Here is a 26,950-nt window from a genome sequence, read left to right as displayed (position 1 = left end):
GCACGCTGTGCATCAAGAGCCCCCTCTTCCCGTTCCTCCGCGTTCACGTGTCCGGGCAATCATCTGCGCCGTCGTGGCCATCGCCCTGGTGACGCTCACTGCTGCGGCAAGTCCCCCCGAACCGGACAACCGGACGGCGGCGGACCCGGCAGCCGTGGTTCGCGAGTGGAACGCCATCGCCACCGACACGATCAAGACCAGCCTCGGCCCACGCCCCTCCGGGCAGGTAGCGATCTGGGAGGGGTTCGTCTCCGTCGCCGTGTACAACGCCGTGGTGGGGATCGAAGGCGGCTACGCCCTGTACAAATGGCACGAGCGCGGTCCGGCCAAGGCATCCTCCGCGGCGGCCGCCGCCACTGCGGCCCACGACGTGCTGCTCACCTACTTCCCGGCCTTCAAGGAGCGGCTCGACACCGCGTACGCGGACTCGCTCGCCGCTCTTCCGGCCGGTCAGGCCAGAGACCGGGGGGTGGACTACGGAAGGCGCGCTGCCGACCGCATCATCGAACTCCGTGAAGGGGACGGCAGGTTCGCGGACGTTCCTTTCACCGCTTCCCCAGCGCCGGGGGTCTGGCGGCCCACCCCGCCCGCGTTCCAGCCCTTCATCGACACCTGGCTCGCCAGGCTCCGCCCCCTCCTGCTCGCTTCCCCGCAGCAGTTCCGCCCCGGCGGACCACCCGCCCTCTCCTCGGCCGCTTACGCCGAGGATGTCCAGGAGCTGAAGGCCATGGGCGCGAAGACCAACTCGGGCAGGAGCGCGCAGCAGACCGAGACCGCCCTCTTCTTCAGCGGCAACCTGGTCGCACAGGTACAGACAGCCGTACGAGACCACGCCGCCCGGCACCGGCTCGGCATCGCCGAGACGGCCCGGCTGTTCGCCGCGGTGAACGCGTCAGCGACCGACGCCGTCGTCACCGCATGGGACGCCAAGCTCCACTACGGCTCCTGGCGGCCGATCACCGCCATCCGCCTCGCCGACACCGACGGCAACCCCGCGACGACGGCTGACCCGGCCTGGGAGCCGCTGCTCATCACTCCGCCACACCCGGACTACATTGCCGGCCATACGACCGTCATGGCGGCCGTGGCACGAGCCCTGACCGGCGTTCTCGGCACCTCGCACATCGATCTCTACGTCCCCTCCGAGGTCACCGGCAACACGCGGTTCTACGGGTCCGTCGACGACCTCAACCGGGACGTCGTCGACGCCCGTGTGTGGGGCGGCGTCCACTCCCGCACGGCGGACGTGGTCGGCTGCCGGGCCGGCACCCACCTGGCCGCCTGGGCGCTGGACCACTACTTCCAGCCGGTCGGCAAGGACGGTACCCAGCCGTCCCCGCCGACCCGAACGGCTCGGCCGGGCAGGTCCGCCGAGCCGAAGTGCGGCGACGACACCGACTGAACTGCAGAGCCGAAGTGGACCCGGCGTCGAGCTGGGGAGGCGTGATGCTCCCCAGCGGCAGGCTTTACCGGCGTCTGGTAGTGCTGCTCTCCGGGATCGCGGGCTGAGTGTGGATGTCCGCGTTCCCGCAGATGGACACCCACATCCAGATCGGCCCGACCGGCAAGAAGCTGCTGCCTCTGACGGTCAAGAACGCAGGTCCGACGCCGGCTTCGAGTGGTCACTCGCACTGAGGTGAGTGAGGAACTCGATCGGGTGGTTGAGGCGCTGGCGGGGGTGAGCGAGGACGCGGTGGCCGCTGCGCTGGCTGCGGCAGGTGCGCCACGTCCTCGCCCGCCGGCGCCGCCGGTCGTGTTCAGAACGCCGCTGCCGGGCCCTGGAGATGCCCCGCAGATCGTCTCCGAGGTGGAGTGGGTCTGAGTCTGATCCTCCAGTCAGGGATAGGGGTGCGCCGCGGTGCCGGTGGGGCGTGGCGCGGCGCACGGATCTCTTCGTCGGCGAACGGGTCAGCCGGGGAGGTCGCCGGTGTAGCGGTAGATGTTGCCGGCTGAGTTGACGCCCCAGACGGTGCCGTCGGCGCCGGCGCCGATGTCGGTGAGTGCTCCGGGGATCTGTACCCAGGGGCTGGCGTCGTTGTTGGTGTAGTGATAGATGTTCCCGCCCGCGTTCGTGCCCCATACCGTGGTGCGGGAGCCGGCTGCGATCGCCTTGAGTCCGCCGCTGATCTGCTTCCAGTGGCCGGTGTCCTGGTCGCCGGTGTAGCGGTAGATGTTGCCGGCCGAGTTGACGCCCCAGACGGTGCCGTCGGCGCCGGCGCCGATGTCGGTGAGTGCTCCGGGGATCTGTACCCAGGGGCTGGCGTCGTTGTTCGTGTAGCGGTAGATGTTCCCGGCGGCGTTGACCCCCCAGACGTTGGTCCTGGACCCCGCCGCGATGCGCACCAGTGCGCCGCTGATCTGCTTCCAGTCGGCCATGCTTCCGACTCCTTTCCGCTGGGAAGGCGTGCACGGGAACGCTCCCCAAACAGGACGACTCGTTCGCTTACGAGCGAGGAGGACGACCGGACTATTTGTCCGAAAAGAGTCAAGTTTGTGTAAGAGGTTGCCTACTCGAGCCGGACTGATGGCGCCCGGTAGATCGTCAATGCGACGCAAACCGCAGTCACTCACGCGAGCTACTCATGAATGGCGTGTTGACGCGAGTGCGGCCCGGTTGCGGAGTGGCAGGCTTCAGGCGGGGCCTCCACCCAACGTGACCGAGAACAGCAAGCTCGGCAAGAACCTCTCCACTCGGTGCCGCTGCGAGTGGCTGCATGTCCGCAGATGGACACCCACATCCAGATCGGCCCGACCGGCAAGAAGTTGTTGCCCTTGACGGTCAAGAACGCAGGTCCGACGTCGGCTTCGAGCGGTCACACGCACTGACGTGAGTGAGGCACTCGATCGGGTATTGAGGCGCTGGCGGGGGTGAGCGAGGAGGAGATGGCTGCTGCGCTGCCTGCGCTCGGCGCTTCGCGTCCTCGCTCGCCGGTGACGTCGGCTCCCTCTCGGACACCACTGCCGGGCCCTGGGCACGCTCCACAGATCGTCTCCGAGGTGGAGTGGGGCTGAGCCCGTTGCAGGCCTGTGAGCGACTGTGTATCCAGTTGAGGCCCCTTCCTGATCAGGAATCAGGAGCAGGCTCGTTGGCATCTGGTGGCGCGCGTCCGGGAGCCGACTGAGGCAAGTCCGTCAACCGCGGCGCGTCTGTGATCGAACCACACGATGACGCGCGTAAGCCTGTCAGGAGGTGAGGATGCCGATGCCGTCCCCGAGCAGCTTCAGCCCGAGGACGAAGAACAGGACTGCCATCACGGCGACGTTGTGCTGAGCTGCCCAGTCCTTCCAGTTGCCGAGCGTGGTCTTGGCTCGCTCGCCTCCGAGCAGGAAGACTCCCAGCGGGGCCAGCAGGCCGAGGGTGGCGACCACGACGAAGATCGCCAGGGATGCGATCTGCTGCCCCACCGGCAGGCCGGCTGAGCCGATCGCGGCCCCCGCGGCGATGGTCAGCGGGGCGTTCTTGGCGTTGAGCGCGGCCAAGGCCAGTCCGAGTCCGAAGACCTTGACCGGCGTAAGGCGGTCTATCGCGCTCATCCACTTCGGCAGCTTGGCCTGCGAGGGATCTCTCGGGCGCCGGTGCCATTGGCGAGCGCCGAAGAGGACGAGGAACAGGCCCAGCGCGAGTTTGAGCGCTCCCACCCAGGTGGCCGGGTGCTTGTGGGCGGAGGCGCCTGCCGGGGACGCGATCGCCAGCATCACCGCGCCCAGCACCGCGAGCCCCAGGATCCAGCCGACGGTGAAGAGGACTCCGTTGAGACGTCCCCGAGGCGTGGCGAGTATGAGGATGATGGCGATGATCGGGAGCGGACTGACCGCGACGGCCGCCGCGAAACCCAGCACGTCACCGAGGACTGCGCCCATGGTTGCCTCCGGATGGCGATCCAGTGGAGCGGGCATGGCGGAAACGGGTGATCCGACCGCCTGTGCGGTGCGACGGGTTGTTCCGTGATCGGCTGTGCCCTTGTCATCACGGCTGCGCACAAGCGGCTGCCGGACATGGCGACGCCGGCATACCCGGCCTGTCCCACCGCTTCCATCTTCCTGCGCCCGGTCGGTTCTGTCCTCAGGAGTCTCTGGGGGCGCGAGGTCCCGGGGCGGCCTGCCGCGCCCGCTCCGATGCCGTCACGGAAAATCCGTCACGGAACGTGATTGCCCCTGGTGGGGAAAGCGAGAAGTGATCGAAGTGGACACGCCGGTGGCGGCGCTTCCCGGGAATCCGTCCCGGGTGACCGCATCAGCCAGGGCTGAGGATGCGTGGCAGCGCATCTGCGGTGAGGATTGGGTCGTGAGGGCGATGACGCCCCGTGCTCCGGCGTTTGGTGACCCTCGCACCGATCCGCGGCAGGGGAGTCTCGCGATGACTGCAACGACAGGCGCGACCCGATCAGCTCACCCCGAGCGCCCAGGCAGGTCGGACGGGGTCTCGAACGAGTTCACCGTCTTCACCCAGATCAAGCCGGGCCATGCGGATGCCTTGCGTGAGGATCTCGCCATGCTCGCCGACGCGACGAATGACGAGAGGGTCCATGCGGCCCTGCGCCAGATCGGCACCCTGCACGACGCACGGCACGTGATCTTCGACAATGACACCCGGCACATGTTCGCCAGCGTCTTCGACGGCTCCTGGGACAACTACATCGACGACTTCGCCCAGACGGAAGTCGGGGACCGCTTCGACAAGGTCTTCTCCCACACCGATGGGTTCCCCGGGGTCAAAGATCCGGGGGTGAAGGACTGGTTCCTCTCCCACCAGGAGCCTGCGGGAGTCTTCGTCAGTTCCTATCCCGATCTGACCGTGCAGCAGGTCTGGAAGGACCAGCGAGTGAGCGAGGCGTTCCAGGCGGTGCTGGACACCCCCGAGTTCCGGGCGGCGCTGGAGAATCCGGCCAACGCGGAGTTGATTGCCACGCCTGCCTTCCAGAAGCTGCTGGAAGAGGCCTCGGCCTAGAACCCCTCGGCCTAGAACCCCTCGGCCTGGAACCCGGACACGGCCAGCCCTCAGAGCCGACTTCCACCATCGGTGAACCGCGTCGGCCGGTGCGAGTCAGCGTCAGCCGTTGCAGGACTTGCGTGTCAGCCATTGCAGCGCTGCCCAGGCAGAGACCGATGTGGAGGCACGAGCGATCATGACCACGGCGGACAGCAGCGGCGCGACCGGTGTGCGCGTCGAGATCGACGACGTCCAGAGCGGGGCACTGCGTCCACGGCCTGTGCCCTACGAGGGAAAGTTCGTCTTCCTGCGCGTCGATGACCGCCATGCCGGCCGGGCCCTGCTGCGGCGGCTGCTTCCGGTGACCTCGGGCGGTCTGCCGAGTGCGGACCGGAGCCAGGACGCCTGGGTTGCCGTGGCGTTGACCTATCAGGGGCTGAGGGCCCTCGGAGTGCCTCAGGAGTCGCTGGACAGCTTTCCGCAGGCGTTCCGTGAGGGCATGGCCGCTCGGGCGGAGCTGATCGGCGACGTGGGCGAGAGTGCGCCGGCCCACTGGGAGGCGCCGTTCGGGACGGGCGAGGTCCACATCGCGTTGAGTGCCCTCTCCTCCGACGCGGCGCAACTGGACAAGGAGCTGGAGCGGGCCCGCGTCGCCTACGAGGACACGCCCGGTGTCCAGGTGATCTGGCAGCAGGAGGTCCGCCAGCTCCCGACCGGGCGCACCACCTTCGGTTTCCGTGACGGCATCAGCCATCCGAACATCGAGGGCGTCGGGCTTCCCGGCTCCAACCCGCAGGAAGCTCCACTCAAGGCCGGTGAGTTCATCCTCGGCTACCCCGACGAAACCGGGAACCTGCCTGCCATGCCCAGCCCCGAAGTGCTGGGGCGCAACGGGACCTACGCGGCCGTTCGCAAGATCCACACCAATGTGGCGGCCTGGCGCCGCTACCTGCGCGCCAACAGCGCCGGCGCCGAGGAGGAGGCCCTGTTGGCGGCGAAGATGGTCGGGCGCTGGCCGAGCGGGGCGCCGCTGGCGCTGTCTCCGGAGCACGATGATCCTGAGCTGGCGGCCGATCCGCACCGGGTCAACAACTTCCTGTACCGGGAGAACGACGACCGCGGGTACCGGTGCCCCGCCGGTGCGCACATCCGGCGCACCAACCCCCGGGATGCCACCATCATCGGCGACGCACGCATGCACCGCCTCATCCGCCGCGGCACCACCTACGGCCCGCCGCTGCCGGAGGGCATGCTGGAGGACGACGGCGCCGACCGCGGTCTGGTCGGGGTCTTCCTCGGTGCCCATCTTGAACGGCAGTTCGAGTTCATCAAGGCCGAATGGGTCAACGACGGCAACTTCATCGGCTACCCCGGCGAGCAGGACCCGGTGGCCGGGCATCACGGCGGAACCGGCACAGTCACCATCCCGGAGAAGCCGGTCCGGCGCCGCCTGCAGAACCTGCCCAGCTTCGTGGTCACCCGCGGCGGCGAGTACTGCTTCGTACCGGGGCTGCGCGCCTTGCGCTGGCTCGCGGAACTGGAGGGCTGAGGACGGTCCCCACCCCCGAGGTGCGATCACAGTCTCCAAAAGGAGAGGTCGGAGTCATGGCAGCACAGTTCGTCCGCTACACACCGGACATCGAAGACGACGATCCGCACTTCGAGGAGAACTTGCAGAGGGTCATCGAAAAGACCGAGAACTACATCGCCGAGTCGCTCGAGGCCGGTGGCACCGGCCGGGCCCTGCGCGACGCCCATGCCAAGGGGTACGGGCTGGTCCGAGGGGAAGTGGAGATCCTGGACGGGCTGCCCCCCGAGTACGCCCAGGGGATCTACGCGACCCCGGGGACCCACGACGCGCTCATCCGCTTCTCCAACGGCTCGCCGCACGCCGGAGCCGACGCACGACTGGGTGCCGCCACCGGACTGGCGCTGAAGATGTTCGACATCCCTGGCCCGACGCTGCTGCAAGACGAACCGGACACGGGCACGTTCGACTACGCCAACATCAACGGCCCGATCTTCTTCTGCAACACGGTCGAGCACTACTTGTTCATCCAGGAACTGTTCCTGAACGCGCCGGCCTACTTCTCCCAGGGGCGACCCGGCGCACATCGCTTCTTCACCGAGTTCGTGACAGGAAAAGGAACCCTGGACCAGGACAACTGGGCGTGGGACGAGTTCCTGGCCTTCCTTCGCCTGGCGAAGACCCCTCCCGCGAACATACTGCTGTCGAGCTACTGGACGATGGGCGCGGTCCGGCACGGCGACTACATCGCCAAGGTCCGCTTCACCCCCGACCCGGCCGCCGCCGCCGCGGTGGTGAGGCGCGACATCGACCCGACCTCCGCGGCGGAGGTCTTCCGCCCGGCCCTGCAGGCCGAGTTGCAGGAGCGGCCCTACGCCTTCGACATCCAGGTCCAGCTCTGCACCGACCTGGAGCGCATGCCGGTGGAGGACCTCACCGTGGAGTGGCCCGAGAAGCTCTCGCCGTCCGTCACCGTGGCCAGACTGCGGCTGCCACAGCAGGACATCTCCAGCCCGGAAAACCTGGACAAGATGGACGCACTGTCCTTCACGCCCTGGAGAGTCACCGCCGAGCACGCCCCCCTGGGCAACATCATGCGGGCCCGCAAGGAGGTCTACCGGCGATCCTCCATCGCGCGCCACAAGCTCAACCAGCAGCCGCGTACGGAGCCGCGCAGCGCCGACGAAGTGCTTGGTCGGACCCGGGTCGCGTGACGAAGGGGTCTGGGGCACGGCTTCGGGACGTAGGAAGCCGATCGGTGCAGTGCCTCGAGGTGGGGTCCGACGCCGGCTTCGAGCGGTCGCGCGCACCGAGGTGGGCGAGGCGCTCGATCGGGTGATGGAGGCGCTGGCGGGGGTGAGCGAGGACGAGGTGAGTGCTGCGCCGGCTGCGGTCGGCGCATTGGCGCCGGCTGCTTCACCTCGGACGCCGCTGAGCCGCGGGCTCGGCCCTGTGGGTTTTTCGACGCAGCTGAGGTGCACCCCCGTCCACCTCGTCGAAGCGGCTCGCTCTGCTCCTCGCACGCGGGCCGCCCCCGGCCGGGCCTGCGTTCCTGTCCCCGCCCCGCTCCGCCCGGCTGGCCCCCCCCGTGCCGCGCGCACAACCGTCAGCCGCTTGCGCCGGCAGTGGATCTGCGCGACGGGGGCTGTCGGGAATAGCCTGGGAAAAAGCGACTTCTGGGTGGGACGGACTGTGCGACGGACCCTCCTGAGGTGTGCGGAATGCCGAGGGGGGACGCGGAACAGGGAGGAAGAATGCCCTGGAATCTGAGCGGCACGTACCTGGAGAGCTGCAACTGCGACGTGGTGTGCCCCTGCACCACCTCGGGCCTCACCGCGCCCGCCGACCACGAGCGCTGCCAGGTCACCTTCGCGTTCCACGTGGACAGCGGGACCGTGGACGACGTGGACGTCTCCGACCACAGCGTCGCCGTCTTCATCGACGCACCCCGGGTGATGGCCGAGGGCGGCTGGCAGGTCGCGCTCTATGTCGATGTTTCGGCCGACGACAGCCAGGCGGAGGCGCTGGGCAAGGTCTTCTCCGGCCAGGCCGGCGGGCCGATGGCGGCCCTCACCCCGCTCATCGGCGAGGTCCTCGGTGTGCGGCGCGTCCCCATCGACTACCGCGACGACGGCCGCCGCCACGCCGCGCGGGTGGGCGACGCCATCGACATCGAGATCGAGGACCAGGTCGCCCCGCAGTTCGGTGAGGACGGTCCGGTGATGGGCCTGACCGGCATGTTCCACCCTGTGAACAGCACGCTGACGATCGCCCGGTCCACCCGGTCGACGGGCCACGGCGTGTACGGCCGGTCCTGGGACTTCACCGGCGGCAACGGACACTCGGCGCCCTTCACATGGTCCGCATGACCGACGGGCCGGTCAGCGGCCGCCGCTGGGCGCACCCTGCCGGGCTTCTGCTGGTCGCCGCGGCCATCGCCTGGAGCTGGATGGTGACGCGCTGGGGAGGCACGCAGGCAACGGCTGGCACCATGGGCCTGGGACTGCCCGCCTTCCTGGCCGTGTGGACGCTGATGATGGCCGCCATGATGCTGCCCGCCACGGCTCCCGTGGCTGCGCTGTATGCGCGCACCATCACCGTGCACCGGTCGGGGCGCATGGCCGCTTTCACCGGTGCCTATCTGCTCGTCTGGGCCGCGGCCGGGCTGCCGGCGTACGCGCTGGCCGCGGGCCTGGGCCGGGCGGCGACCCTTCCCGCCGCGGCAGGGACCGCAGTGGCCGCGGCCGTGTTCGCGGTCAGTGGCGTCTACCAGCTCACGCCCCTCAAAGACCGCTGTCTGGCGCGCTGCCGCTCTCCGGTCGGGCAGATGCTTCGCTATGCCTCGTACCCAGGACCTTCTCGTGATCTGCGCGCCGGAGCCCACCACGGTGCCTTCTGCCTGGGGTGCTGCTGGTCGCTCATGCTGCTGTTGGCGGCGTTCGGTCTGATGAACCTGTGGGCCATGGTGGCGCTGGCCGCCGTGGTCACTGCTGAGAAGCTCGCTCCGGCCGGCCGTCTGGTGGCCCGCGCCGTGGGTGTCGTCTCGATCGCTCTGGCCGTCGCCGTCTTCTGGGTGCCGGCGCTGGCTCCGGGTCTCATCGGTGGCGGTATGACCGGGATGTGAGGCGTGCCGCGCCTGCGGCGGGACGGCATGCGGCAGATGGACACCCACGTAGTGAGCTCCCGGGTGCACAAGTGCTGCGCATGTGTCTTATATGTATGCGAATGCACGGTGCGCGGCGGAAGGCGGGTGTCGAAGTGGTGGACGCGGCTTCGCCGGGCTCCGAGGGCAAGGAGGATTCCGTTGCCCTCGGGGGCTATCAGCAGGAGCTGAAGCGGACGCTCGGCTCCTTTCAGGTGTTCGCGATCTCGTTCGCGTTCATCTCGGTGGCGGTCGGCGTCTTTTCGACCTATGACGACGTGCTGCAGAACGCGGGACCGGTCGGGATCTGGCTGTGGGTGATCGCGACGGCGGGGCAGGTGCTGGTGGCGTTGGTGGTGGCGCAGCTCGCCGGGCGTATCCCGCTCAGCGGCTCGTCGTACCAGTGGGCCTCGCGGCTGGCCAACCCGAAGGTCGGCTGGGGGTTCGGCTGGCTGAGCTTCTGCTACCTGGCCATCGCGGTGGTGGCGATCGACAACGCGCTCGCGAGTCAGGCGTTCATGCCGCTCGTGGGCATGCGGCCGGACGAGGACACCGCGCGGGTGATCACCCTGGTGGTTCTGCTGGTCCAAGCCGTGATCGTCGTGGCCTCGACACGCCTCGTCAGCCTGATCAACACGTGCGCGGTGGGGCTGGAGCTGGCGTTGGTCGTGGTGGTGGCGCTCGCCCTTGCCATCGCGGTGGCGGTCACCGGCCGTGGCGCGGTCGGCAACCTGACCTCGCGCGGCATCACCGAGCATGCCCCGCACTACTTCGACGTCGGCGGCGGGCTGATGATCGCGATGATCATGGGCCTTGCCACGCTCGTCGGCTTCGATTCCGCGGCGAATCTGGCCGAGGAGGCCAAGGACCCCTTCCGCACCGTCCCGCGCGCCATCGTGGGGTCCGTCGTGGCCGCCGGTGTCCTGGGTATCGCGTTCCTGATCTGCCTCACCATCGCGATCGAGGACGTCCCGAGGATCAGCGCGAGCGAGTCGCCCGTGGCGGCGATCATGCGTGAGCAACTGGGGCCGCAGATGGAGAGAGTGCTCCTGGTGGCCATCGCGATCGCGTTCTTCGGCGCCGGGACGGTGGTGATGACCGCGTGCTCACGGATGGTCTTCGCGATGTCGCGCGACGGGCGCTTCCCCGCCCACCGGCTCATGCGCCGGGTCAACCCCCGTACACAGACGCCGGTCCCTGCGACGGTGCTGATTCTCGTCGTGGGCCTCGTCCTGATGGTGGCGCTGCCGGGCGCCGCGCTGTTGAAGCTGATCACGGCGTCCACGATCCTTCCCGCGATCATCTACGGTGCGACGATCGTCCTGTACCTGGCGGTGCGGCGCCGTCTGGACCGCAAGAAGGGCGCGTTCGACCTCGGGCGGTTCGAGTTGCCGGTCGCCGTCTGCGCGCTGGTGTGGACGCTCGCGTCCCTGGTCGTGCTGGTGTCGCCGGCTGAGGCGCTGGTCCCCGTGCTGATCGTGGGGGGCCTGCTCGTCGTGGGCGGGCTGTTCTTCGTCGGCTTGCTGCTGTTCGATCGCCCGGCGTTGGAGACCGAACCGGGAGACGTCGGTGTCTTCGAGCACTGACAGGGTGCTCCGGCGGCCCGGTCGCCCGAGCCGCCGTCGTGGCCGACCGCGGTTGTGGACGACCGCTGTCGTAGTCGGTCAGCAGGATGCGGGCGGGATGCTCTGCTCGTACCGGAACACGTTCCCGGGGTCGTACTTCGCCTTGATCGTGCGCAGCCGGTCGAAGTTCTCTCCCCAGTAGGCGGTCTGCCAGTTCTGCATGCCGACGTTCGGAACGTTGACGTAGGCACCGTTGGCATAGGGCCGCAGTGCCTGGCTGAACTCGGCGATCCAGGCCTGGGCCCGCAAAGTCAGTTCGGCGCCGCTGCCCGGCACTCCGCGTTTCCCCCAGCCGGCGCCGGGCTCGGAGTAGAAGAGCGCGTCGCGGTGGGGGAACGACGTACCACCGCGGGGGCTCTTCCTGACAGCACCGCCGAAGGCCTGGGTGAAGAAGTTGCTGTCGTCCGTGGGCGCGTCACGCATGAACGAGGCGATCACGCCGATCGCTGTCCTCGGGAAGGGCACGCTGGTGAACTGCGAGCAGAACTTCCAGTTCGCGGGCTCGTCCTCAGCGGGGATCTGGAACGCCGCATACACGTCGCCCCAATTGCCGACCTGCACCGTGACAATGGGGTCACCGACCGACAGGATCGGGGTCAGCGCCTGCTCGGCCTCCGCCGGGGTTCCTTCCGCGAGGACCGCGAACAGCAGGATCCGGTTCCTGCGGATCTCGAGCTGGGCGCCGAGGCGGTCGTCGGCGACCGGCGTCGTGTGCTGCCACGCCTCGAAGACCCCCTGCAGGTCCCCGATGCCGTCCCAGGTCGCTTGCAGGTAGGTGACGCTCTCCAGCGGAATCACCTGGTAGGTCAGGGATGTGACGATCCCGAAGTTGCCGTTGCCTGCGCCACGGAGGGCCCAGAGCAGGTCGGAGTGGTTCTCCAGGTCGGCGTTGATCACCCTGGCGCCATCTGTGCCTTCCGCTACGACGATCTCGGCGCCGATCAGGCTGTCGCAGGCCATGCCGAGGTAGCGGGTGAGGAAGCCGAAGCCGCCTCCGAGCGTCGCGCCGGACAGGCCGACGCTTCCCTCCGTTCCGGTCGTCACCGCGAGGTTCTTCTCCGCGAGCGTGGTCACCGCTTCCAGCTGGCTGAGCCCGGCGCCGACCGTCGTCGTGCGGGCGGTGGTGTCGATGTGAGCCGACTTCAGTTCGCTGACATCGATCACGATGCCGTTGTCCACGTTCGACCAGCCCTCGAGGCTGTGGCCGCCGCTCCGCACCCGTGGCGGGACGTCATGCTGCCGGGCCCAGGCCAGGGCGTTGACCGCATCCTGAGCGTTCTGGACGTAGACGATGACCGAGGGATGGTGGACGAACAGCTCGTCCCAGCCCAGACGCGCGTCGGCGTAGTCGGGGTCGTCGGGACGAACGACGCGTCCGGTCAGCTTCGTTCGCGGGCACTTCACGCTCTCGGTTCCTTCGCTCACGGCACTCGCGCTTGGGGCCTGCGCAGTCGCGGACGACCGGCACGACGACCGCGTCGGCAACGCCGTTGCGTCGCAGGAAGTGAGCGCGGCGGCCCCAGTGCTGCCTCTGCGTCCGGTTGGGCCCCTCGTCGTCAGAGCGAGGTTCCGAGGGCGTCGCGCAGGAGCGAGACGGCCTGGTCGACGGCGGCGCGGGTGGCCTTGGACTCGCTGAGCGAGTTGATCATCATGAAGTCGTGCACGGTGCCGTCGTAGCGCACCGTGGTGACCGGGACGCCTGCGGCCCGCAGCTTGGCGGCGTACGCCTCGCCCTCGTCGCGCAGTACGTCGGCCTCGTCCACGATCAGCAGGGCGGGTGGCAGGCCGGTGAGCTGCTCGGTGGTGGCGTGGTTGGGAGAGGCGGTGATCTCCGCGCGCTGCTTCGGGTCGGTGGTGTAGGCGTCCCAGAACCACTCCATCGCCTTGCGGCTGAGGTAGTAGCCGGTGTCGAACTGGTCGTAGGACTTGGTGTTCATGTCCGCGTCCGTGACCGGGTAGTACATCGACTGCTGCACGAAGGTGACGTCACCGCGTTCCTTGGCCAGCAGGGCGAGCGCGGCGGTCATGTTCCCCCCGACCGAGTCGCCGGCCACCGCCATGCGCCGGGCGTCCAGGCCCTTGGACGCTCCTTCGCGCGTGATCCACTGCGCCGCGGCGTAGCCCTGCTCGATGGCGACGGGGTAGTGGGCCTCGGGCGAGGGCGTGTACTCGACGAAGGCCACCGCCGCCTGCACACCCACCGCCAACTCCCGTACCAGACGGTCATGGGTGGCGGCGTTGCCCAGCACCCAGCCGCCACCGTGCATGTACAGGATGACGGGCAGCGCTCCGGTGGCGCCCTCCGGTCTGACGATGCGCACCCGCACATCGCCCACGGAGGCCGGTACGGTGAGCCACTCCTCGGAGACCGGCAGCTTGTCGACCGGAGCGGCCTGCAGGTCGTCGAGGACCTTGCGCGCTTCGGTCGGCTCCAGCTCGTACAGGAACGGAGGGCTCGAGGTCGCGTCGGCCAGTTCCTGTGCCGGACGCTCGAGGATGAGCGAGGGAAATTGAGCGGGCATGGCAATGCTCCCTGGCGGGGCTGAGAAGCATGGCGAAGACGGGCGGGGCGTGACCCCGCCCTGGGGAATACGGCGCTGCCGCACACCGGCGTTCCGGGCCGAGTCCCTGGTCAGACCCTCGATGGGGCGACACCGCCATCGTAGTCGCGTGTCCTGCGACCCTCGACTCGGGACGCCGGCCGGTGAGGTCCGGAACGCCGGGACGTCCGACGCCGGCTGCGAGCGGTCAAGCGCACCGAGGTGGGTGAGGCACACGGCCGGATGGAGGCCGCGGTCGTCACGCCGTGATGTGCCAGCCGGGTTCCAGGCCGTCGAGGAGGGCGGTGAAGGCCTTGTCGGCTCGGTCCCAGTGGCCGTCAGCCAGCGGGGCGATCAGGAGACCGAAGGAGGCGTCGGTCAGGAGGGTGGCCTGTGCCCGCGCGCGGTCCTGGGCCATGCCGAGGTCGCGGAACACGGATGTGAACAGGTCCGTCCAGTCGGTGACGAGATCGCGCATGACGGGGCCGTAGCGGTCCGGGTGGAGCACGCTGGCACTCATGACCTCGAGGTAGAGAGGCAGGGTGGCACGCACGCCGGGGTCGCTGAACTGGCGCCACACCTCCTCCATGAAGTGGCGCAGGCTCGCGGGGTCCGTGGGCGAGCCGATGCTCTCCAGCAGCCGGCGGGTGCGCAGAAGCGGCCGGCGTTCGTAGATCTCGAGGGCTTCGGCGACCATCCGTTCCTTGGTGCCGAAGTAGTACAGGAGCATGCGGTCGCTGGTGTCCAGGGCCTTGGCCAGCGGGCGCAGAGACAGGTCCGCGACGCCGTTGCGCAGCACGTACTCGCGGACCCGGTCGAGAAGGTGGCGACGCTTGGCTGGATCGGTCGAGCGAGGCATGGGGGCTCCCGGGTGCTTGCGATCATGCTCTCAGTTGTCCGGTTTGGCGGACTCTTTACTGTAGCGTCCGCTACGTCTATATTTGAGGTGTAGCGACTGCTACGTATCGGAGCCTGGCGCACACCCGGGCGTGATCATGCGGCGGGCCGTCCGGCCGCCGGAGAAAGGACTGATTCCCATGGCCACCCGGGCCATCGGACACCCCATCGTCCTCCGTCGGGGAAAGCGGTCTTCTCGCGCCGGCGGACCCTCGTGGTTCGCCAGGCAGCGCGCCCTGTGGTCCCCCGTGCTCACCCCGCTGCGACCGCTTGACGCGCCGCGTGGCCGTGCCACCGACCGGGATGCCTCCTGGCCCCTGCGGCGTGAACCGACCTCCGTGCGCCGAGCCCGTCGGCTGGTGACCGCGCAACTGGACGACTGGGCCGTGAGCGACCTGGCCGACACCGCTGAGCTGCTGGTCAGCGAACTGGTCACCAACGCCCTGCGGCACACGCGCGGCCCGCTCAGGCTCAACCTGCGGCTGCGTGACTCCCGCCTGCTGTGCGAGGTCGAGGACACCGAGTCCGTGTGCCCCGCACGCAGCGCCGCCGAGCCGTACGCGGAGGGCGGCCGGGGCATCGAGCTCCTCGACCTGCTCGCGGCCGCCTGGGGCAGCGTTCGTACCGCCACCGGCAAGACCATGTGGTTCGAGCTCCAGGCCGAGGACCGTCCTCGTGAGACACGAACACCGTGATCACGGGGACCGGGCAGCCCGTGGCCGACCGGAGCCGTGGTGGCCGTGGGTGGCGGGCGAGGCGTGGCGGCCCCTGCGTGCGGCGGCGCCGCCCGCGTTAGCCCGCGGGAATGATTCGCCGGCGCCGCAGGGTGAACCGGGCATGGCGGCTCCGTGCCGACGGCGGCCGTCGGCGCGCGGCCGTTAGCGTCGGCTCCTGTGCCGCTGAGCTATGCATTCGTGAACCTCAAACCCGGAGTGGGAAAGACGACGAGCGCCGTCTGGTTGGCCCACGCGTTGCACGCATCGGGCCTGTCACCGCTGCTCGTGGACAGCGACCCCGCTTCGTCCGCGCTGCGCTGGAGCGAACTGGCGGGCGGCTTCCCGTTCCCCGTGCTCGCCCTTCCCGTGGGGGACGTGCACCGTCGCGTGAACGACTTCCTCGACAACCGGCAGGCGGTGGTGTTCGACGCCCCGCAGCTGGAGGACCACGCCCCCATCGCCCGGGGCGTCATGAGGTACGCCGACGAGTGGATCGTGCCCGTGACCCCGGCCCCGATCGAGCTGGACCGCATGGCGCCCATCGACCGGGAGATGGACGACCTGCAGTCGTTGCGCGCCCGGCCGGCCCGGGCCGCCGTCCTGCTGAACCGCACCAATCGCCCGGATGCCACGCGCACCGGCCCCGACGCCGATGCGCGCGAGGCCCTGGCCGAGCGGGGTTTCCACGTGCTGTCCACACACATCCCGCGCCTGGACCTGTACTCGCAGTCCTTCGGCAGTCCCGTCCAGGTGGAGGGCACCGCGTACATGGACCTCGCCGAGGAGCTCATCAAGCGTCAGGACACGGTATGAACCAGCGCAAAGACGCCTATCGCGCCGCGATGCGGCCCCGGCCCGACACCGCGGCCCCCTCGTCCCCTCCCAGGAGGATCACCGCACTGGACACGCGTTACGTCAAGGTGACCGTCGAGCTGGACCCCGCCCTCGCGCGGGACCTCACCGGCTGGGCCGGACCACCGCTGTCCGCGCTCGTACGCGTGGGCGAGGCGGTCCTGCGACCGCTGAGGCAGGGCAGGTGACGGACCGGCCTCGGGGTGCCGGGAGGGCCCGGCACCCTCAGGGCGGTGGGCGTCCGCATCGGTCCGACCGACCCGGAGGACCGCTCAGTGCTTGAAGGAGCCCTTGGTCCGTTCCTTCGCGCCGCGCATCCTGCCCCGTGCTTCGAGCGCGGCGCCTTTGGCCGCGAGGGTCTCCTTGTGCACCGCGTGCGCCGCCTTGCGCACGGTCTTTCCGACGACCTGTTCGGCCATGGCCTTGGCCCGTTCTCCGGCACTCATCCCAGTACCTCACTCGGCGACGAGGGCGTCAGGTGACGCCCGATGTGCCGCTCTGGCGCGGCTCGGTCCCCCTGGGCTGGGCCACGCACAGGGCCCAGATGACGACCCCGGCGAACGCGATCATCAGGGTCGACCACACCGGGGAGTAGGGCAGGGACAGGAAGTTGGCGATGATGATCAGTCCGGCGATGACGATGCCGGAGATCCGTGCCCAGTTCGCCGACTGGAAGAGTCCCATGCTGACCACCACGGCGACGGCACCCAGGATGAGGGTGACCCAGCCCCAGCCGGTCAGGTCGAACTGGAAGACGTAACCGCCTGTCACGAAGAACACGTCGTCCTTGGCGATTCCCATGATGCCGCGGAAGATGTCGATCACTCCCGCGATCATCAGCATCACGGCGCCGAAGAGGATCAGCCCGGTGGCCCACTGCTGTTTCCGGGTGTGTGTGACGGGTGCCGTGGTCATGTCTGCCTCCGTTGGCTTCGTCCGCTGATCAGCGAGGGCTGCTGAGCGGGGCGGCGTCGCTCTCCGAGTGGTCGATTCCTCTCCCGCCCGGCGCTGACCCGATGACTCCAGGCTGCGCCCGCGGGGCGCCGGCGACCTCACACGGTGCGGGTGATTTCGCAGCCAGGGCCTCCGATCCCGCCGCCCCCGCCCGGGTGTGACACCGGCTCGCCACGTCCGATCCAGCGGTCCGGCTCGACGCGCGCGCCCACCGGGGCGTGCTTACGCTTGACTCGCAACCGCCGGGCTGCAGGGGGGCTCCCGCGTCGAGCGGGTGGCGGTTCATCTCCCTACACCACAAGGAGGCGGCCCAACCATGGCTCATGCATCCGAGACTCCGGTACTCGACACGATCGCCGCCATGACGATCGACTCCATCGAGCACTGCCACATGGACGAGCGGACGATCATCCTGGCCCGCCTCGCCGCACTCGTGGCCATGGACGCACCGGCGATCTCCTACCTGGCCCACATCAACCCCGCGGTCAAGGCCGACTTCACGGTCGAGCAGCTGCAGGATCTCCTCGTCGCCATCGCCCCCGTCGTGGGGACCGCACGCGTCATGTCGGCCTCCGGCCACATCGCCCAGGCGTTCGGGGTCGCGCTCGCACTGGCCGACAGTGAGGCCGAGGCCATCGCCCAGGCCGAGGCCGAGAGCCGCAGCACGTCGTGAGACAGGTCCTCGCGCGTACGCCGGCTCTCGCCTGATCCGGCGACGGCAGGCGGTGCCGGCGGCGCTGCTCGGCGCGTCGAATCCGCCGGTCCCCGACCGACCACGGAAGGCAGGTGTCTCCCATGCGCGTGCCGGCCCGCACCGCTGGTGCCCTCACCGGTCTGACCCTCGTACTCGGCGGCGTGGCGTTCACCGCTCCCGCCGCCCATGCGGACATCCCGGCCTGCACGGGGCTGGTCCAGCAGGCGGGCGTCGAAGTGTCGGACGCGGTCGGAACGGCGTGCACCCAAGGCGTGCACGGTGACCTGGCGGGCTGTGTGAGCGGCCTGACCGGGGCCGGCGTGCCCGGCGGCGCCGCGAACGGCGCCTGCCGGATGGCGGCCAACCCGCCCTGAGAAACATGAGGCGTCAAAGTCGCAGGAGGAGGCCGCGCCGGCGGGCCCGGATGAGCCCTGCAGTGGTGTACCTGGGTGTGCTCGGAATCGCCCTGTCGGGGTGCGCGAGCGTGGACGCCGACACCGGCAGTCCGTCCACCACCGCGTCGCTCGCCCCCACGCCACCGAAGCAACCTCCACCCCAGTTGACGCAGGCGCAGGTGCAGGACGCCGTGGACCGGCTCGACGGCCTGGTGGGGAACGCGATGCGGCAGACCGGGGTGCCAGGGGTCGCCGTGGGCGTCGTCCACCGCGACAAGGTCGTGTACGAGAAGGGCTTCGGCGTCCGCGAGCTGGGCAGGAGCGAGAAGGTCGACCCCGAGACCGTCTTCCAGTTGGCGTCCTTGTCCAAGCCGTTGTCGTCCACCGTCGTCTCCGGGGCGGTGGGGCACAAGGTCGTCGGCTGGGACGACCGGATAGTCGACCATGATCCGGGCTTCGCGCTCAGGAACCCGTACGTGACCGCGAACGTGACGGTCGCGGACCTGTTCTCGCACCGCAGCGGGCTGCCCGACCACGCCGGTGACCTGCTGGAGGACCTGGGCTACCAGCGCGACTACATTCTGCGGCACCTGCGGTTCGAGCCGCTGGCCCCCTTCCGCGCGAGCTACGCCTACACCAACTACGGCTTCACCGAAGCCGGGGTGGCGGTGGCCGACGCTGCGCACACCGACTGGCCGCGGCTGGCAGCGGACACGCTGTTCAAGCCCCTGGGGATGGATCACTCCAGCTACCGGCGCGCCGACTATGACAAGGCCGTCGACAAAGCGTCGGCCCATGTCGAGGTCGACGGCCGCTGGAAGCCCTCCACCACGGAGAACGCCGACAGCCAGGCGCCTGCGGGCGGTGCGAGTTCGAGTGTCGACGACCTCACCGAGTGGATGCGCCTGCAACTGGACAACGGCGCGGTGAAGGGGGAGCCGTTGGTCGACCCGGCGGCCCTGGACCAGACCCGCATCCCCCACTCCGTCGCGATGGACCCACTCGCCCCGGCAGGTGAGCCGGGCTTCTACGGGCTCGGCTGGAACGTCGGCTACGACGAGCGCGGGCGGCTGCGTCTGAACCATTCCGGCGCCTTCGACCTGGGCGCCGCGACCGAGGTCACCCTGCTGCCCGGCGAACGGCTCGGCATCGTCGTGCTGACGAACGGACAACCCGTCGGCGTACCCGAGGCGATAGCCGCCGCGTTCTTCGACATCGCCCAGAACGGGAAGCAGACGGTCGACTGGCTGGCCTTCTACAAGAAAGTGGTGCGGGCCGCCGCCTATACGGGGATCTCCCCCACGAACTACACCAAGCCGCCCGCCAAGGCCGCACCGGCCAAGGCCGACGACGTCTACACGGGCACCTACGCGAACGAGTACTACGGGCCGGTCACCGTCACCAGTGACGACAGAGGCCGTCTGAGCATGACGCTGGGTCCGCGAAAGACGACGTTCCCCTTGAGGCACTACACGGGCGACACCTTCAGCTACCGGACGCAGGGCGAGAACGCCGTCGGCCTGTCCGGCGTCACTTTCCGCACCACCGGCTCCGGCAAGGCCGGAAGCGTCACCATCGAGCACCTCGACGCCAACGGGCTCGGCACCTTCAGCCGCTGAGACCTGGCGGTGCGCCGCCGGCCGTACCGCGACGTCCGCGGGTTCAGCCCGCCAGTATGTGGACGAGTTCCGCCGTCGTGACGATGGCGTGGGCGTAGGTGGGGCCGTTCAGCTCGTGCGCGGCGTGCATCATGTCGGCGCTGTACGCCGCGGTCGCGTCGGTGACGAGGGTGACGTGATAGCCGAGCTCCATCGCGAAGCGGCCCGTGGACTCGATGCAGGTGTTGGCGAGCACTCCGATCAGGACGACGTACGTGATGCCGCGCTGCTTGAGCCGGAAGTCCAGGTCGGTGTTGGCGAAGCCGCTCTGCGCCCAGTGCTCCTTGATCAGCAGGTCTCCCGGCCGCGGCTGGAAGTCCGGGTGGAACTCGCCTCCCCAGCTCCCGCGGGCGAAGGTCCGCAGGCGCTGCGCCTTGCGCTGACTGGGATTGGGGTGGTCCCAGCCGACGTAGTCGCCCTCCTCCCAGCGCCGGTGCGGGACGAACGCCAGCGTCAGGCGGGCCGTGCGCGCGGCGTCGACGACCGTGCGCAGGTTGTGCAGCAGGCCCACTTCCTCGGCCACCGGCTCCACGCGCGGCCACAGCTTGCCGCCCTCGGAGAGGAAGTCGTTGTAGGGGTCCACCAGCAGTACTGCTGTGCCTCCAGGGTCATAACGGTCCGTCACGACGGTGACCTCTCAGGCCGTGAGGCCCTCGATCGCCACGGGGAGGTGGCGGGGGCCGCGCAGCACCGCGTTGGCGCGGTACGGCGGCGGGTCCTCGAGCAACCGGGAGAACTTGACCCGGCGGAACAGTTCGGGCACCGCCACATGAAGTTCGATGCGGGCGAGGGGGGCACCGAAGCAGTAGTGGATGCCGGTGTAGAAGCCCAGGTGCTCGTTGTCCTTGCGGTCGGGATCGAACCGGTCGGGGTCTTCGAAGCGTCTGGGGTCGCGGTTGGCGGCGGCCAGCATGAGCCAGACCGGAGAGCCTTTGGGGATCGTGGTGCCGGCGACGTCGATGTCGGCCAGGGCGGTGGTCCACGGGACGAACTGGACCGGGGGCTCGTAGCGCAGTACCTCCTCGATGAGGGGGACGGCCAGGTCCGGGTCCTTCTGGAACCGGTCGAGGACGTCGGGGTGGCGCAGCAGGGTGAGGGTCGTGTTGGTGATCGCGTTGACGGTGGTCTCGTGGCCGGCGACCAGGAGCAGCACGGCGGTGGCCTCCAGGTCCGCCGGTGTCATGGTGGGGGCGAGCGCGCTGAGGATCCCGGGACCGGGGTGGCGGCGTTTGGTCTCGATCAGGTCGGACAGGTAGGCGCCCATGTCCTGGCGTGCCTGCTGCGCCTTTTCCTGTCCGCTGTCGTCGCCGGGCCGGGGGTCGAGTGCCGAGGCCAGGGCGTCGGCCCAGACGTGGAAGCGTGGTTCGTCCTCGCGTGGCACGCCGAGGACCTTGCAGATGGCGGTGACGGGCAGGGGGTAGGAGAAGTCCTCGACGATGTCGACCTGGTCCTTGCCCTCGAAGGCGTCGAGCAGTTCGGTGACGACCTTGGCCAGCTCGCCGCGCAGGCCGTCGAGGAATCTGGGGCTGTGCGGGGGACCGAACGGCCGGTTGACGGTGTCGCGCAGTTCGTCGTGCACGGGTGGGTCGGTGAAGATGAAGCTGGGTGGCAGGCCGCTCTCCGGGTCCGGTTGCCCGGGGCGGCCCTGGCCGGGCGGGCGGTTGCGCGTGTCGTTGCTCAGCCGCGGGTCGTTGGCGAGGCTCCGCACCTCGTAGTAGGTGCTGACCACGTAGGAGCCGTCGTCCTGCCGCCTGACGGGTTGCTTGCGCAGTTCCGCGTAGAGCGGGTACGGATCGGAGCGATTGGCGTAGTCGATGATCTGCGCGACGAGGGTGCCGGACGTCATGGTGACTCCTGAGGGCTCCGGGCGGTACAGGGCCGGCGGTCAGGCATGCGCCGGAACGAACTGGACCCGCCGCTCGCTCGGCGAGTGACCCGTCAGCGTGACCGTGGCCCCGTGGGTGGGCAGATGGGGGTCGGGGAAGGCGGGGTCGACAGGATGCAGCGTCTCGGTGCGGCGGTCGACCGCGCGGTACTCCGGCGGGAACGGGGCGCCGGACGCGATCTGCTGCTCGTAGAACCCCAGCCACTTGGCCCCGTCGAAGGACGCCGCCGCGATGACGCGGCCGTGGTAGCCGTACACCGCCACGAACCGCTCCTCGGCGAGCGCCCCCTGGGCGACGACCAGCTGGTCGCCCAGCGAGGGAACACCCACCGACTTGATGTTGACACCGAACTGGGAGGACCAGAACATCGGCAGCCACAGGTGCGGACGGCGGTCCGGACCCGCACAGATCATGTTGTGGGCGGCGATCTCGGCCTGCTCGACCGCGTTGCCCCAGTGCTCCAGCGCCAGGAACTGGTAGTCGAACAGCGGGTGGGGGCTGCGGGCGACGTCACCGGCGGCGTAGATGTCGTCTGTGACGATGCCGTTGACGTCGAACACCCGGCACCCGGCGTCGCACGCGACCCCCCGGCCACCCGCCGCCACTCCCGAGCCGGCCAGCCATTCCGTGTTCCGTACGGCACCGAGCGAGACGACCGCCACCTCCACGTCGATCGCCGAACCGTCGGACAGATGGGCGCGCCTGAGCCGTCCCACGTCGTCGCCCTCGAGGGCGGTCACGCTCACGCCGCAGCGCAGGTCGACTCCGTGCCCCCGCTGCAGCCGGTCCGCGACCGCGCCGACCACTCCGCCGAGTGCGCCCACCAGCGGTGCCGGGCCGCGCTCGGCGACCGTGACCTCCAGGCCCAGCTCCCGGCAGGCGGAGGCGACCTCCGAGCCCGTGAAGCCGGCGCCGATCACCAGCACCCGGGACACGCCCCCGGTCAGCTTCCGGTGCAGGCGTGCGGAGTCGTCGCGGGTACGCAGCACGAACACCCCGTCCAGCGCCGCCTCTTCCGGGTGGAACCAGGGTCGCGCCCTGGTCCCGGTGGTGATCAGCAGGCGGTCGTAGGGGACGCTGTCGCCGTTGGTCAGGCGTACCTGCTTGGCGTCCCGGTCCAGGCTCTCCGCGGCGACGCCCAGGCGCCATTCGGCGTCGATGTCGCGCCGTCGCGGCAGCGCGGTGTCCTCGGGCCGTGCCCGTCCGAGCAGTGCCTGCTTGGACAGCGGCGGCCGGTCATAGGGCTCGTACGGCTCGTCGCCGATCATGGTGAGCGATCCGGTGAAGCCCTTCTCACGCAGGGTCTCCGCCGCGCGCAGGCCGGCCAGCGAGGCACCGACGACGACAATGCGGCCCTGGCGCCGCAGGGCCTCGACGTCCGTGTCAGCCGACATGACGCTCCACGCCCTTGGTCGGCTCGTCGGAATAGTCGACGAGGATGGCCTGGACCGGGCAGGCGGCAGCGGCCTTCTCCACCCGGTCACGATGTGCCTCGTCGAAGCGGGGGGAGAACAGCAGTGCTTCCTCCCCGTGGAGCGAGAAGACGTCCGGGGCGAGAAAGACGCACTGCGCGAATCCCTGACACCGGTTGAGATCGACGACAAGCCTCATCTGGAACACGCTCTCTGCCGGCCGCGGTCGCCATCGGCTCCGCAGCCCTCTGCGCTCGGTCCACACGATTGGTATCGGCATGCCTCAGTCCAGGATCGGCTTCCTCACAGCTGCTCGCAAACCGGTCAAGGATGCGCCGGAGTGGGAAAGCGCCGGGGGTGGGCGCGCTCGCCGTCACCGCGGGGTGACCGCCGTGCCCGACAGGGCCGTGGAGCCGCCCCCGGGCACGGCGCAGCCCGTCAGCAGCAGAGCCGCGGCCGCCGTCGGCAGGGCCAGGCGGCGAGCGGTGTGCGCTCGGGAATTCCGCATGCCGGCTTCACCACCCTCCCCGTGGTGTCGCCGCCGCACGGTGACCAAGGGTGAGACGACGCCACATGGAGTTGATTGACGAGGGCCCTACCCTTCAACAGGTGAAATAGCTTAAATTCGCCCGATTAGGATGGTTTCGGCGCATGCAGATCGCTGCGGTGAGCGCGGAGGTGGCAGTCGACAGTGGTGAACACCAGAGGCGGCGACATACAGACCGTACGGCCCAGGCCCTTGGAGCGACACCGCATGCGGATGCGGCTGCTCGACGCCGTGGACAAGGAACGGCGTGACGCCGACGTGCTGCTGACCGCGCTCCAGCAGGCGGTGGCCGAGACGCACGGCCTCGGCGGCATGGTGCACCTGCCCGGCGGCGGCATGAGCGGCATCCTCTACCTGGTCGCCGACAGTGGCCTGCCGGAGGCGATGACCCGGCCCTGGCTGATCATCCCGGCCCGGGGCGCGGCGCCGCCCAGCAGGGCCGCCCGCGACGACATCATCGCCTGGCAGCCCGAGCTGGCCCCGCCCGACCCGGTGCCGGGCCGGGACCCCGCCGCCCTGTGGCCGTCCCGAGTCCCCGCCGGCATCGGTCACCTGGCCGTCCCCGTTCCCGGCGGTGGCCGGCGACGGGGCGCGCTCTCGGTCCTCTTCGCCCCGGGCGACGAGCCCGGCGCGGCGGAACGCGCGTTCCTGAACGAGGTGGCGGCATGGATGTCCGTGAGGCTCCGGGCGTCCGGGATCCTCAATCCGTCCCCCACCCTGCTGCGCGCCCTGGAGCGCGGGCCAGGAGCACGGGAGGCCTCCCCGTGGGACGAGGAACGCGAGGGCCGCCCGTGGGACGCGGAAGGGGCGCCCTCCCTCACGTACACCTGGGACCTGCGCAGCGGAGAACTGACCTGCGACCGACCCGTCGAGGAGGTGCTGGCCGGAATCGATCCGGAGGTGATGGCCGGCGGCATCGAGGCGTGGGCGGCGCTGATCCACCCCGACGACCTGCCGGGGGCGGTGACCGGCTTCGACATGGGCATCCAGCTGCGCGGCGGCTTCCAGGACGAGTACCGGATCCGGCGCCAGGACGGCACCTACCTCTGGATCGAGGCGCGCGCCCGGACGCTCACGGACGAGGACGGGGCACCGGTGAAGGTGATCGGCACCCTCCGGGACAGCAGCGAGACGCACACCGCCGCCGAGTCGGTGGGGCAGGCGCTGCGGCACATGAGCGACGGCTTCGTCTCCCTGGACACGGACTGGCGCATCGGATTCCTCAACCAGGCCGCCGAGAAGCTCTTCGGCGCCGCGGGGGATGTGGCCGGGTCCCTGCTCTGGGACATACCCGCGCTGCACGCCGTGCCGGGCCTGGAGGAACGGTGCAAGGCCACGGCGGCCGAGGGCCGGCCGGCCGGATTCGACGTACCGGGGCCGGACGGGACGTCCTGGTACCACCTGCGGCTGGTGCCGGTGCCGGAAGGTCTCACCCTCTACCTCGCCGACACCACCGAGCGGCACCTGCGCGAGGCCGAGCGAGCCGCTGCGGAGCGGGCGGCCGCGGAGCGGGCGGCCCTGGTGCAGCGGATCACCCGGGAGCTGGCCGAGTCCGTCACGGCCCAGGACGTGATGGCGGCGGTGGCCGACGGGGTGATGACACCCCTCGGAGCCACCGGACTCATCATGCTCGGCGTGGCCGGCGACCGGCTGACCGTGGTCGGTTCCCGGGGATACTCGGAGCACTTCACCCGGCTGCTGGACGGGCAGTGGACCGTGACGGACACCGCCACCCCGGTGGGGGACGCCCTGCGGACCCGCACCACCCTCTTCATCTCCTCCCGGGAGGAGATCCTGGAGCGTTACGCGGAGACCGAGACCCTGGTCCGGGAGGGCGGCAAGCACGCGTGGGCCTTCCTGCCGCTGGCGGTGTCGGGGCGCGAGATCGGCGCGGTGGTGATCTCCTTCGGCCGCGCACGGGTGCTGGACGACGACGAACGAACGCTGCTGACCGCGCTCAGCGGCCTGATCGCGCAGGCCCTGGAGCGGGCCGGCCTCTACGACGAGGCGACGACCCGGGCCCGCACCCTCCAGCGCAGCCTGCTGCCGCGAGCACTGCCCGAGCTGCCCGAGGTGACGACGGCGGCGCGCTACCAGTCGGCCAGACAGGGAGCCGACGTCGGCGGCGACTGGTACGACGTGATCCCGCTCTCCGCGGCCAGGGTGGCACTCGTGATCGGCGACGTCATGGGCCACGGCATGGCGGAGGCCGCCACCATGGGCGGACTCCGCACGGCCGTGCGCACCCTCTCGGAGCTGGAGCTGCCCCCCGACGAGATCCTCGGCCACCTCAACGACATCGTCGGCGACCTGGGCAACGACGCCTTCGCGACCTGCCTGTACGGCGTCTACGACCCGGTGACCCGGCGTCTGTCGTACGCCAGCGCCGGTCAGCCGCCCCCGGCGGTGGCCCACCCCGACGGCACCGTCACCTTCCTGCCCATGACCCCGGATCCGCCGCTGGGGGTGGCCGCGCCCCCCTTCGAAACCCGCGAGACCCTGCTGCCCGCCGACAGCCTGCTCGCCCTCTACAGCGACGGCCTGGTCGAGAGCAAGGACAGGGACGTCACCACGGGCATGAGCCGGCTCGCCGAGCTCCTCTCCCGGTCCGTGCAGACCGCGTCGGCCCCACCGGCGGACGCGTCCGGCCTGGACGCCCTCTGCGCCACCCTCACCTCTGCTCTCCTGCCCGCCCACGGCGCGCTGGTGGACGACGCGGTCCTGCTGCTGGCCCGCACCCATCCGCTGGACGCGGAGAACGTCGCGGAGTGGCCGCTGCCGGAGGACCCGACGGCGGCAGGCCGGGCCCGTGAGCTGGTCCGTGGCCAGCTCGCCCGGTGGGACCTGGCCGACGAGGATCTGATCACGACCACCGAACTCGTGGTCAGCGAGTTGGTCGGGAACGTCGTCCGGCACGCCTGCGGCCCCACCCGGCTGCGCATGCTCCGCAGCCGCGCACTGATCTGCGAGGTCTCCGACGCCAGCCTGACCACACCGCACATCCGCCACACCTCCGCCACCGACGAGGGCGGACGGGGCCTGCAGCTGATCTCCGCACTCTGCCGGCGCTGGGGCACCCGCCACACCCGCACGGGCAAGTCCATCTGGACCGAACAGCCCCTCCCCGCGCCCTCGGGCTGATCTTCGGGCTCCGACGCGGAGTGCTCGCGCCCG

General features: G+C 70.0%; 26 protein-coding genes. 14 read left to right on the top strand and 12 right to left on the bottom strand.

Annotation, left to right across the window (positions count from 1 at the left end; translation table 11 throughout):
• The first annotated feature begins 73 nt into the window (after positions 1-73).
• On the top strand, positions 74-1,402 hold the full coding sequence (locus tag ACIHEJ_RS15505; protein WP_400135334.1) for a vanadium-dependent haloperoxidase: 1,329 nt from the start codon (positions 74-76) through the stop codon (positions 1,400-1,402).
• 506 nt (positions 1,403-1,908) lie between these two features.
• Here the strand turns inward: ACIHEJ_RS15505 and ACIHEJ_RS15500 are convergent.
• Both ACIHEJ_RS15500 and ACIHEJ_RS15495 read right to left on the bottom strand, forming a co-directional pair.
• A complete protein-coding gene (locus ACIHEJ_RS15500) occupies positions 1,909-2,376 on the bottom strand; it encodes a tectonin domain-containing protein (protein WP_400135333.1) in 468 nt (155 codons plus the stop codon).
• Between the two features lie 807 nt (positions 2,377-3,183).
• Positions 3,184-3,861 carry a GAP family protein gene (locus tag ACIHEJ_RS15495; protein ID WP_400135332.1) on the bottom strand — a complete coding sequence of 226 codons (678 nt, stop codon included), beginning with the start codon at positions 3,859-3,861 and terminating at the stop codon, positions 3,184-3,186.
• A 313-nt stretch (positions 3,862-4,174) separates the two neighbouring features.
• On the opposite strand from ACIHEJ_RS15495, the gene ACIHEJ_RS15490 reads away from it, so the two are divergent.
• The 6 genes from ACIHEJ_RS15490 to ACIHEJ_RS15465 all read left to right on the top strand — a co-directional run bounded on the left by ACIHEJ_RS15490 (position 4,175) and on the right by ACIHEJ_RS15465 (position 11,186).
• Complete coding sequence (locus ACIHEJ_RS15490) at positions 4,175-4,948, top strand: hypothetical protein (protein WP_400135331.1); 774 nt, start codon at positions 4,175-4,177, stop codon at positions 4,946-4,948.
• Positions 4,949-5,126: 178 nt separating this feature from the next.
• Positions 5,127-6,479: a Dyp-type peroxidase gene (locus ACIHEJ_RS15485; protein ID WP_400135330.1), complete on the top strand. Its 1,353-nt coding sequence runs from the start codon at positions 5,127-5,129 to the stop codon at positions 6,477-6,479.
• 56 nt (positions 6,480-6,535) lie between these two features.
• Positions 6,536-7,672, top strand: a complete 1,137-nt coding sequence (locus ACIHEJ_RS15480) for a catalase family protein (RefSeq protein ID WP_400135329.1) — start codon at positions 6,536-6,538, stop codon at positions 7,670-7,672.
• A 540-nt stretch (positions 7,673-8,212) separates the two neighbouring features.
• Positions 8,213-8,827, top strand: a complete 615-nt coding sequence (locus tag ACIHEJ_RS15475) for a DUF1326 domain-containing protein (protein ID WP_400135328.1) — start codon at positions 8,213-8,215, stop codon at positions 8,825-8,827.
• Entirely contained in the window at positions 8,824-9,582 is a 759-nt protein-coding gene (locus tag ACIHEJ_RS15470) for a DUF2182 domain-containing protein (protein WP_400135327.1), read from the top strand. The genes ACIHEJ_RS15475 and ACIHEJ_RS15470 overlap by 4 nt, the downstream gene beginning before the upstream one ends.
• Before the next feature lie 95 nt (positions 9,583-9,677).
• Positions 9,678-11,186 (top strand): APC family permease, encoded by a 1,509-nt coding sequence (locus tag ACIHEJ_RS15465; RefSeq protein ID WP_400135326.1) that lies wholly within the window; start codon positions 9,678-9,680, stop codon positions 11,184-11,186.
• 78 nt (positions 11,187-11,264) lie between these two features.
• On the opposite strand, the gene ACIHEJ_RS15460 is transcribed toward ACIHEJ_RS15465, so the two are convergent.
• The 3 genes from ACIHEJ_RS15460 to ACIHEJ_RS15450 form a co-directional block, all read right to left on the bottom strand.
• Complete coding sequence (locus ACIHEJ_RS15460; protein ID WP_400135325.1) at positions 11,265-12,629, bottom strand: FAD-binding oxidoreductase; 1,365 nt, start codon at positions 12,627-12,629, stop codon at positions 11,265-11,267.
• A gap of 152 nt (positions 12,630-12,781) precedes the next feature.
• Positions 12,782-13,747: an alpha/beta hydrolase gene (locus tag ACIHEJ_RS15455; RefSeq protein WP_400135324.1), complete on the bottom strand. Its 966-nt coding sequence runs from the start codon at positions 13,745-13,747 to the stop codon at positions 12,782-12,784.
• A gap of 277 nt (positions 13,748-14,024) precedes the next feature.
• Entirely contained in the window at positions 14,025-14,624 is a 600-nt protein-coding gene (locus tag ACIHEJ_RS15450; RefSeq protein ID WP_400135323.1) for a TetR/AcrR family transcriptional regulator, read from the bottom strand.
• A gap of 178 nt (positions 14,625-14,802) precedes the next feature.
• Between ACIHEJ_RS15450 and ACIHEJ_RS15445 the strand changes: the two genes are divergently transcribed.
• From ACIHEJ_RS15445 to ACIHEJ_RS15435, 3 genes are all read left to right on the top strand, one after another.
• A complete protein-coding gene (locus ACIHEJ_RS15445) occupies positions 14,803-15,357 on the top strand; it encodes an ATP-binding protein (protein ID WP_400135322.1) in 555 nt (184 codons plus the stop codon).
• A gap of 153 nt (positions 15,358-15,510) precedes the next feature.
• Entirely contained in the window at positions 15,511-16,191 is a 681-nt protein-coding gene (locus tag ACIHEJ_RS15440) for an AAA family ATPase (RefSeq protein WP_400135321.1), read from the top strand.
• Positions 16,188-16,418 carry a hypothetical protein gene (locus tag ACIHEJ_RS15435; protein WP_400135320.1) on the top strand — a complete coding sequence of 77 codons (231 nt, stop codon included), beginning with the start codon at positions 16,188-16,190 and terminating at the stop codon, positions 16,416-16,418. Before ACIHEJ_RS15440 ends, ACIHEJ_RS15435 begins: the two co-directional genes overlap by 4 nt.
• Before the next feature lie 84 nt (positions 16,419-16,502).
• Here ACIHEJ_RS15435 and ACIHEJ_RS15430 read toward each other — a convergent pair whose 3' ends face one another.
• Together ACIHEJ_RS15430 and ACIHEJ_RS15425 are read right to left on the bottom strand one after the other, a co-directional pair.
• Positions 16,503-16,676, bottom strand: a complete 174-nt coding sequence (locus ACIHEJ_RS15430; protein ID WP_400135319.1) for a hypothetical protein — start codon at positions 16,674-16,676, stop codon at positions 16,503-16,505.
• A 28-nt stretch (positions 16,677-16,704) separates the two neighbouring features.
• On the bottom strand, positions 16,705-17,145 hold the full coding sequence (locus ACIHEJ_RS15425) for a hypothetical protein (protein WP_400135318.1): 441 nt from the start codon (positions 17,143-17,145) through the stop codon (positions 16,705-16,707).
• Positions 17,146-17,500: 355 nt separating this feature from the next.
• Between ACIHEJ_RS15425 and ACIHEJ_RS15420 the strand changes: the two genes are divergently transcribed.
• From ACIHEJ_RS15420 to ACIHEJ_RS15410, 3 genes are all read left to right on the top strand, one after another.
• Positions 17,501-17,857, top strand: a complete 357-nt coding sequence (locus tag ACIHEJ_RS15420; protein ID WP_400135317.1) for a carboxymuconolactone decarboxylase family protein — start codon at positions 17,501-17,503, stop codon at positions 17,855-17,857.
• 122 nt (positions 17,858-17,979) lie between these two features.
• Complete coding sequence (locus ACIHEJ_RS15415) at positions 17,980-18,252, top strand: hypothetical protein (RefSeq protein WP_400135316.1); 273 nt, start codon at positions 17,980-17,982, stop codon at positions 18,250-18,252.
• A gap of 50 nt (positions 18,253-18,302) precedes the next feature.
• Positions 18,303-19,892 (top strand): serine hydrolase, encoded by a 1,590-nt coding sequence (locus tag ACIHEJ_RS15410; protein WP_400135315.1) that lies wholly within the window; start codon positions 18,303-18,305, stop codon positions 19,890-19,892.
• A 43-nt stretch (positions 19,893-19,935) separates the two neighbouring features.
• Here ACIHEJ_RS15410 and ACIHEJ_RS15405 read toward each other — a convergent pair whose 3' ends face one another.
• The 5 genes from ACIHEJ_RS15405 to ACIHEJ_RS15385 all read right to left on the bottom strand — a co-directional run bounded on the left by ACIHEJ_RS15405 (position 19,936) and on the right by ACIHEJ_RS15385 (position 23,737).
• Positions 19,936-20,556 (bottom strand): isochorismatase family cysteine hydrolase, encoded by a 621-nt coding sequence (locus ACIHEJ_RS15405; RefSeq protein WP_400135314.1) that lies wholly within the window; start codon positions 20,554-20,556, stop codon positions 19,936-19,938.
• Positions 20,557-20,568: 12 nt separating this feature from the next.
• Complete coding sequence (locus ACIHEJ_RS15400) at positions 20,569-21,777, bottom strand: cytochrome P450 (RefSeq protein WP_400135313.1); 1,209 nt, start codon at positions 21,775-21,777, stop codon at positions 20,569-20,571.
• 39 nt (positions 21,778-21,816) lie between these two features.
• A complete protein-coding gene (locus ACIHEJ_RS15395; protein ID WP_400135312.1) occupies positions 21,817-23,211 on the bottom strand; it encodes an NAD(P)/FAD-dependent oxidoreductase in 1,395 nt (464 codons plus the stop codon).
• The gene (locus ACIHEJ_RS15390) at positions 23,201-23,428 is read right to left on the bottom strand and encodes a ferredoxin (protein ID WP_400135311.1); all 228 of its coding nucleotides are present in this window, start codon (positions 23,426-23,428) and stop codon (positions 23,201-23,203) included. The genes ACIHEJ_RS15395 and ACIHEJ_RS15390 overlap by 11 nt, the downstream gene beginning before the upstream one ends.
• Positions 23,429-23,602: 174 nt before the next feature.
• Positions 23,603-23,737: a hypothetical protein gene (locus ACIHEJ_RS15385; protein WP_400135310.1), complete on the bottom strand. Its 135-nt coding sequence runs from the start codon at positions 23,735-23,737 to the stop codon at positions 23,603-23,605.
• A gap of 183 nt (positions 23,738-23,920) precedes the next feature.
• Between ACIHEJ_RS15385 and ACIHEJ_RS15380 the strand changes: the two genes are divergently transcribed.
• Positions 23,921-26,917: a SpoIIE family protein phosphatase gene (locus tag ACIHEJ_RS15380; protein WP_400135309.1), complete on the top strand. Its 2,997-nt coding sequence runs from the start codon at positions 23,921-23,923 to the stop codon at positions 26,915-26,917.
• Positions 26,918-26,950 lie beyond the last annotated feature (33 nt).

It is taken from the genome of Streptomyces sp. NPDC052301, assembly GCF_044593395.1.
GTDB lineage: Bacteria > Actinomycetota > Actinomycetes > Streptomycetales > Streptomycetaceae > Streptomyces.
Note: the sequence above shows the minus strand (reverse complement) of the source record. Positions and strands in the feature narration are given on the sequence as shown.

Bases quoted from the DNA above. Each gene is read 5' to 3' on its own strand.
- ACIHEJ_RS15465 (WP_400135326.1), top strand. From the start codon at position 9,678: ATGCGAATGCACGGTGCGCGGCGGAAGGCGGGTGTCGAAGTGGTGGAC.
- ACIHEJ_RS15495 (WP_400135332.1), bottom strand. From the start codon at position 3,861: ATGGGCGCAGTCCTCGGTGACGTGCTGGGTTTCGCGGCGGCCGTCGCG.
- ACIHEJ_RS15425 (WP_400135318.1), bottom strand. From the start codon at position 17,145: ATGACCACGGCACCCGTCACACACACCCGGAAACAGCAGTGGGCCACC.
- ACIHEJ_RS15475 (WP_400135328.1), top strand. From the start codon at position 8,213: ATGCCCTGGAATCTGAGCGGCACGTACCTGGAGAGCTGCAACTGCGAC.
- ACIHEJ_RS15435 (WP_400135320.1), top strand. From the start codon at position 16,188: ATGAACCAGCGCAAAGACGCCTATCGCGCCGCGATGCGGCCCCGGCCC.
- ACIHEJ_RS15385 (WP_400135310.1), bottom strand. From the start codon at position 23,737: ATGCGGAATTCCCGAGCGCACACCGCTCGCCGCCTGGCCCTGCCGACG.
- ACIHEJ_RS15400 (WP_400135313.1), bottom strand. From the start codon at position 21,777: ATGACGTCCGGCACCCTCGTCGCGCAGATCATCGACTACGCCAATCGC.
- ACIHEJ_RS15470 (WP_400135327.1), top strand. From the start codon at position 8,824: ATGACCGACGGGCCGGTCAGCGGCCGCCGCTGGGCGCACCCTGCCGGG.
- ACIHEJ_RS15390 (WP_400135311.1), bottom strand. From the start codon at position 23,428: ATGAGGCTTGTCGTCGATCTCAACCGGTGTCAGGGATTCGCGCAGTGC.
- ACIHEJ_RS15420 (WP_400135317.1), top strand. From the start codon at position 17,501: ATGGCTCATGCATCCGAGACTCCGGTACTCGACACGATCGCCGCCATG.
- ACIHEJ_RS15500 (WP_400135333.1), bottom strand. From the start codon at position 2,376: ATGGCCGACTGGAAGCAGATCAGCGGCGCACTGGTGCGCATCGCGGCG.
- ACIHEJ_RS15445 (WP_400135322.1), top strand. From the start codon at position 14,803: ATGGCCACCCGGGCCATCGGACACCCCATCGTCCTCCGTCGGGGAAAG.
- ACIHEJ_RS15415 (WP_400135316.1), top strand. From the start codon at position 17,980: ATGCGCGTGCCGGCCCGCACCGCTGGTGCCCTCACCGGTCTGACCCTC.
- ACIHEJ_RS15485 (WP_400135330.1), top strand. From the start codon at position 5,127: ATGACCACGGCGGACAGCAGCGGCGCGACCGGTGTGCGCGTCGAGATC.
- ACIHEJ_RS15410 (WP_400135315.1), top strand. From the start codon at position 18,303: ATGAGCCCTGCAGTGGTGTACCTGGGTGTGCTCGGAATCGCCCTGTCG.
- ACIHEJ_RS15430 (WP_400135319.1), bottom strand. From the start codon at position 16,676: ATGAGTGCCGGAGAACGGGCCAAGGCCATGGCCGAACAGGTCGTCGGA.
- ACIHEJ_RS15395 (WP_400135312.1), bottom strand. From the start codon at position 23,211: ATGTCGGCTGACACGGACGTCGAGGCCCTGCGGCGCCAGGGCCGCATT.
- ACIHEJ_RS15480 (WP_400135329.1), top strand. From the start codon at position 6,536: ATGGCAGCACAGTTCGTCCGCTACACACCGGACATCGAAGACGACGAT.
- ACIHEJ_RS15455 (WP_400135324.1), bottom strand. From the start codon at position 13,747: ATGCCCGCTCAATTTCCCTCGCTCATCCTCGAGCGTCCGGCACAGGAA.
- ACIHEJ_RS15450 (WP_400135323.1), bottom strand. From the start codon at position 14,624: ATGCCTCGCTCGACCGATCCAGCCAAGCGTCGCCACCTTCTCGACCGG.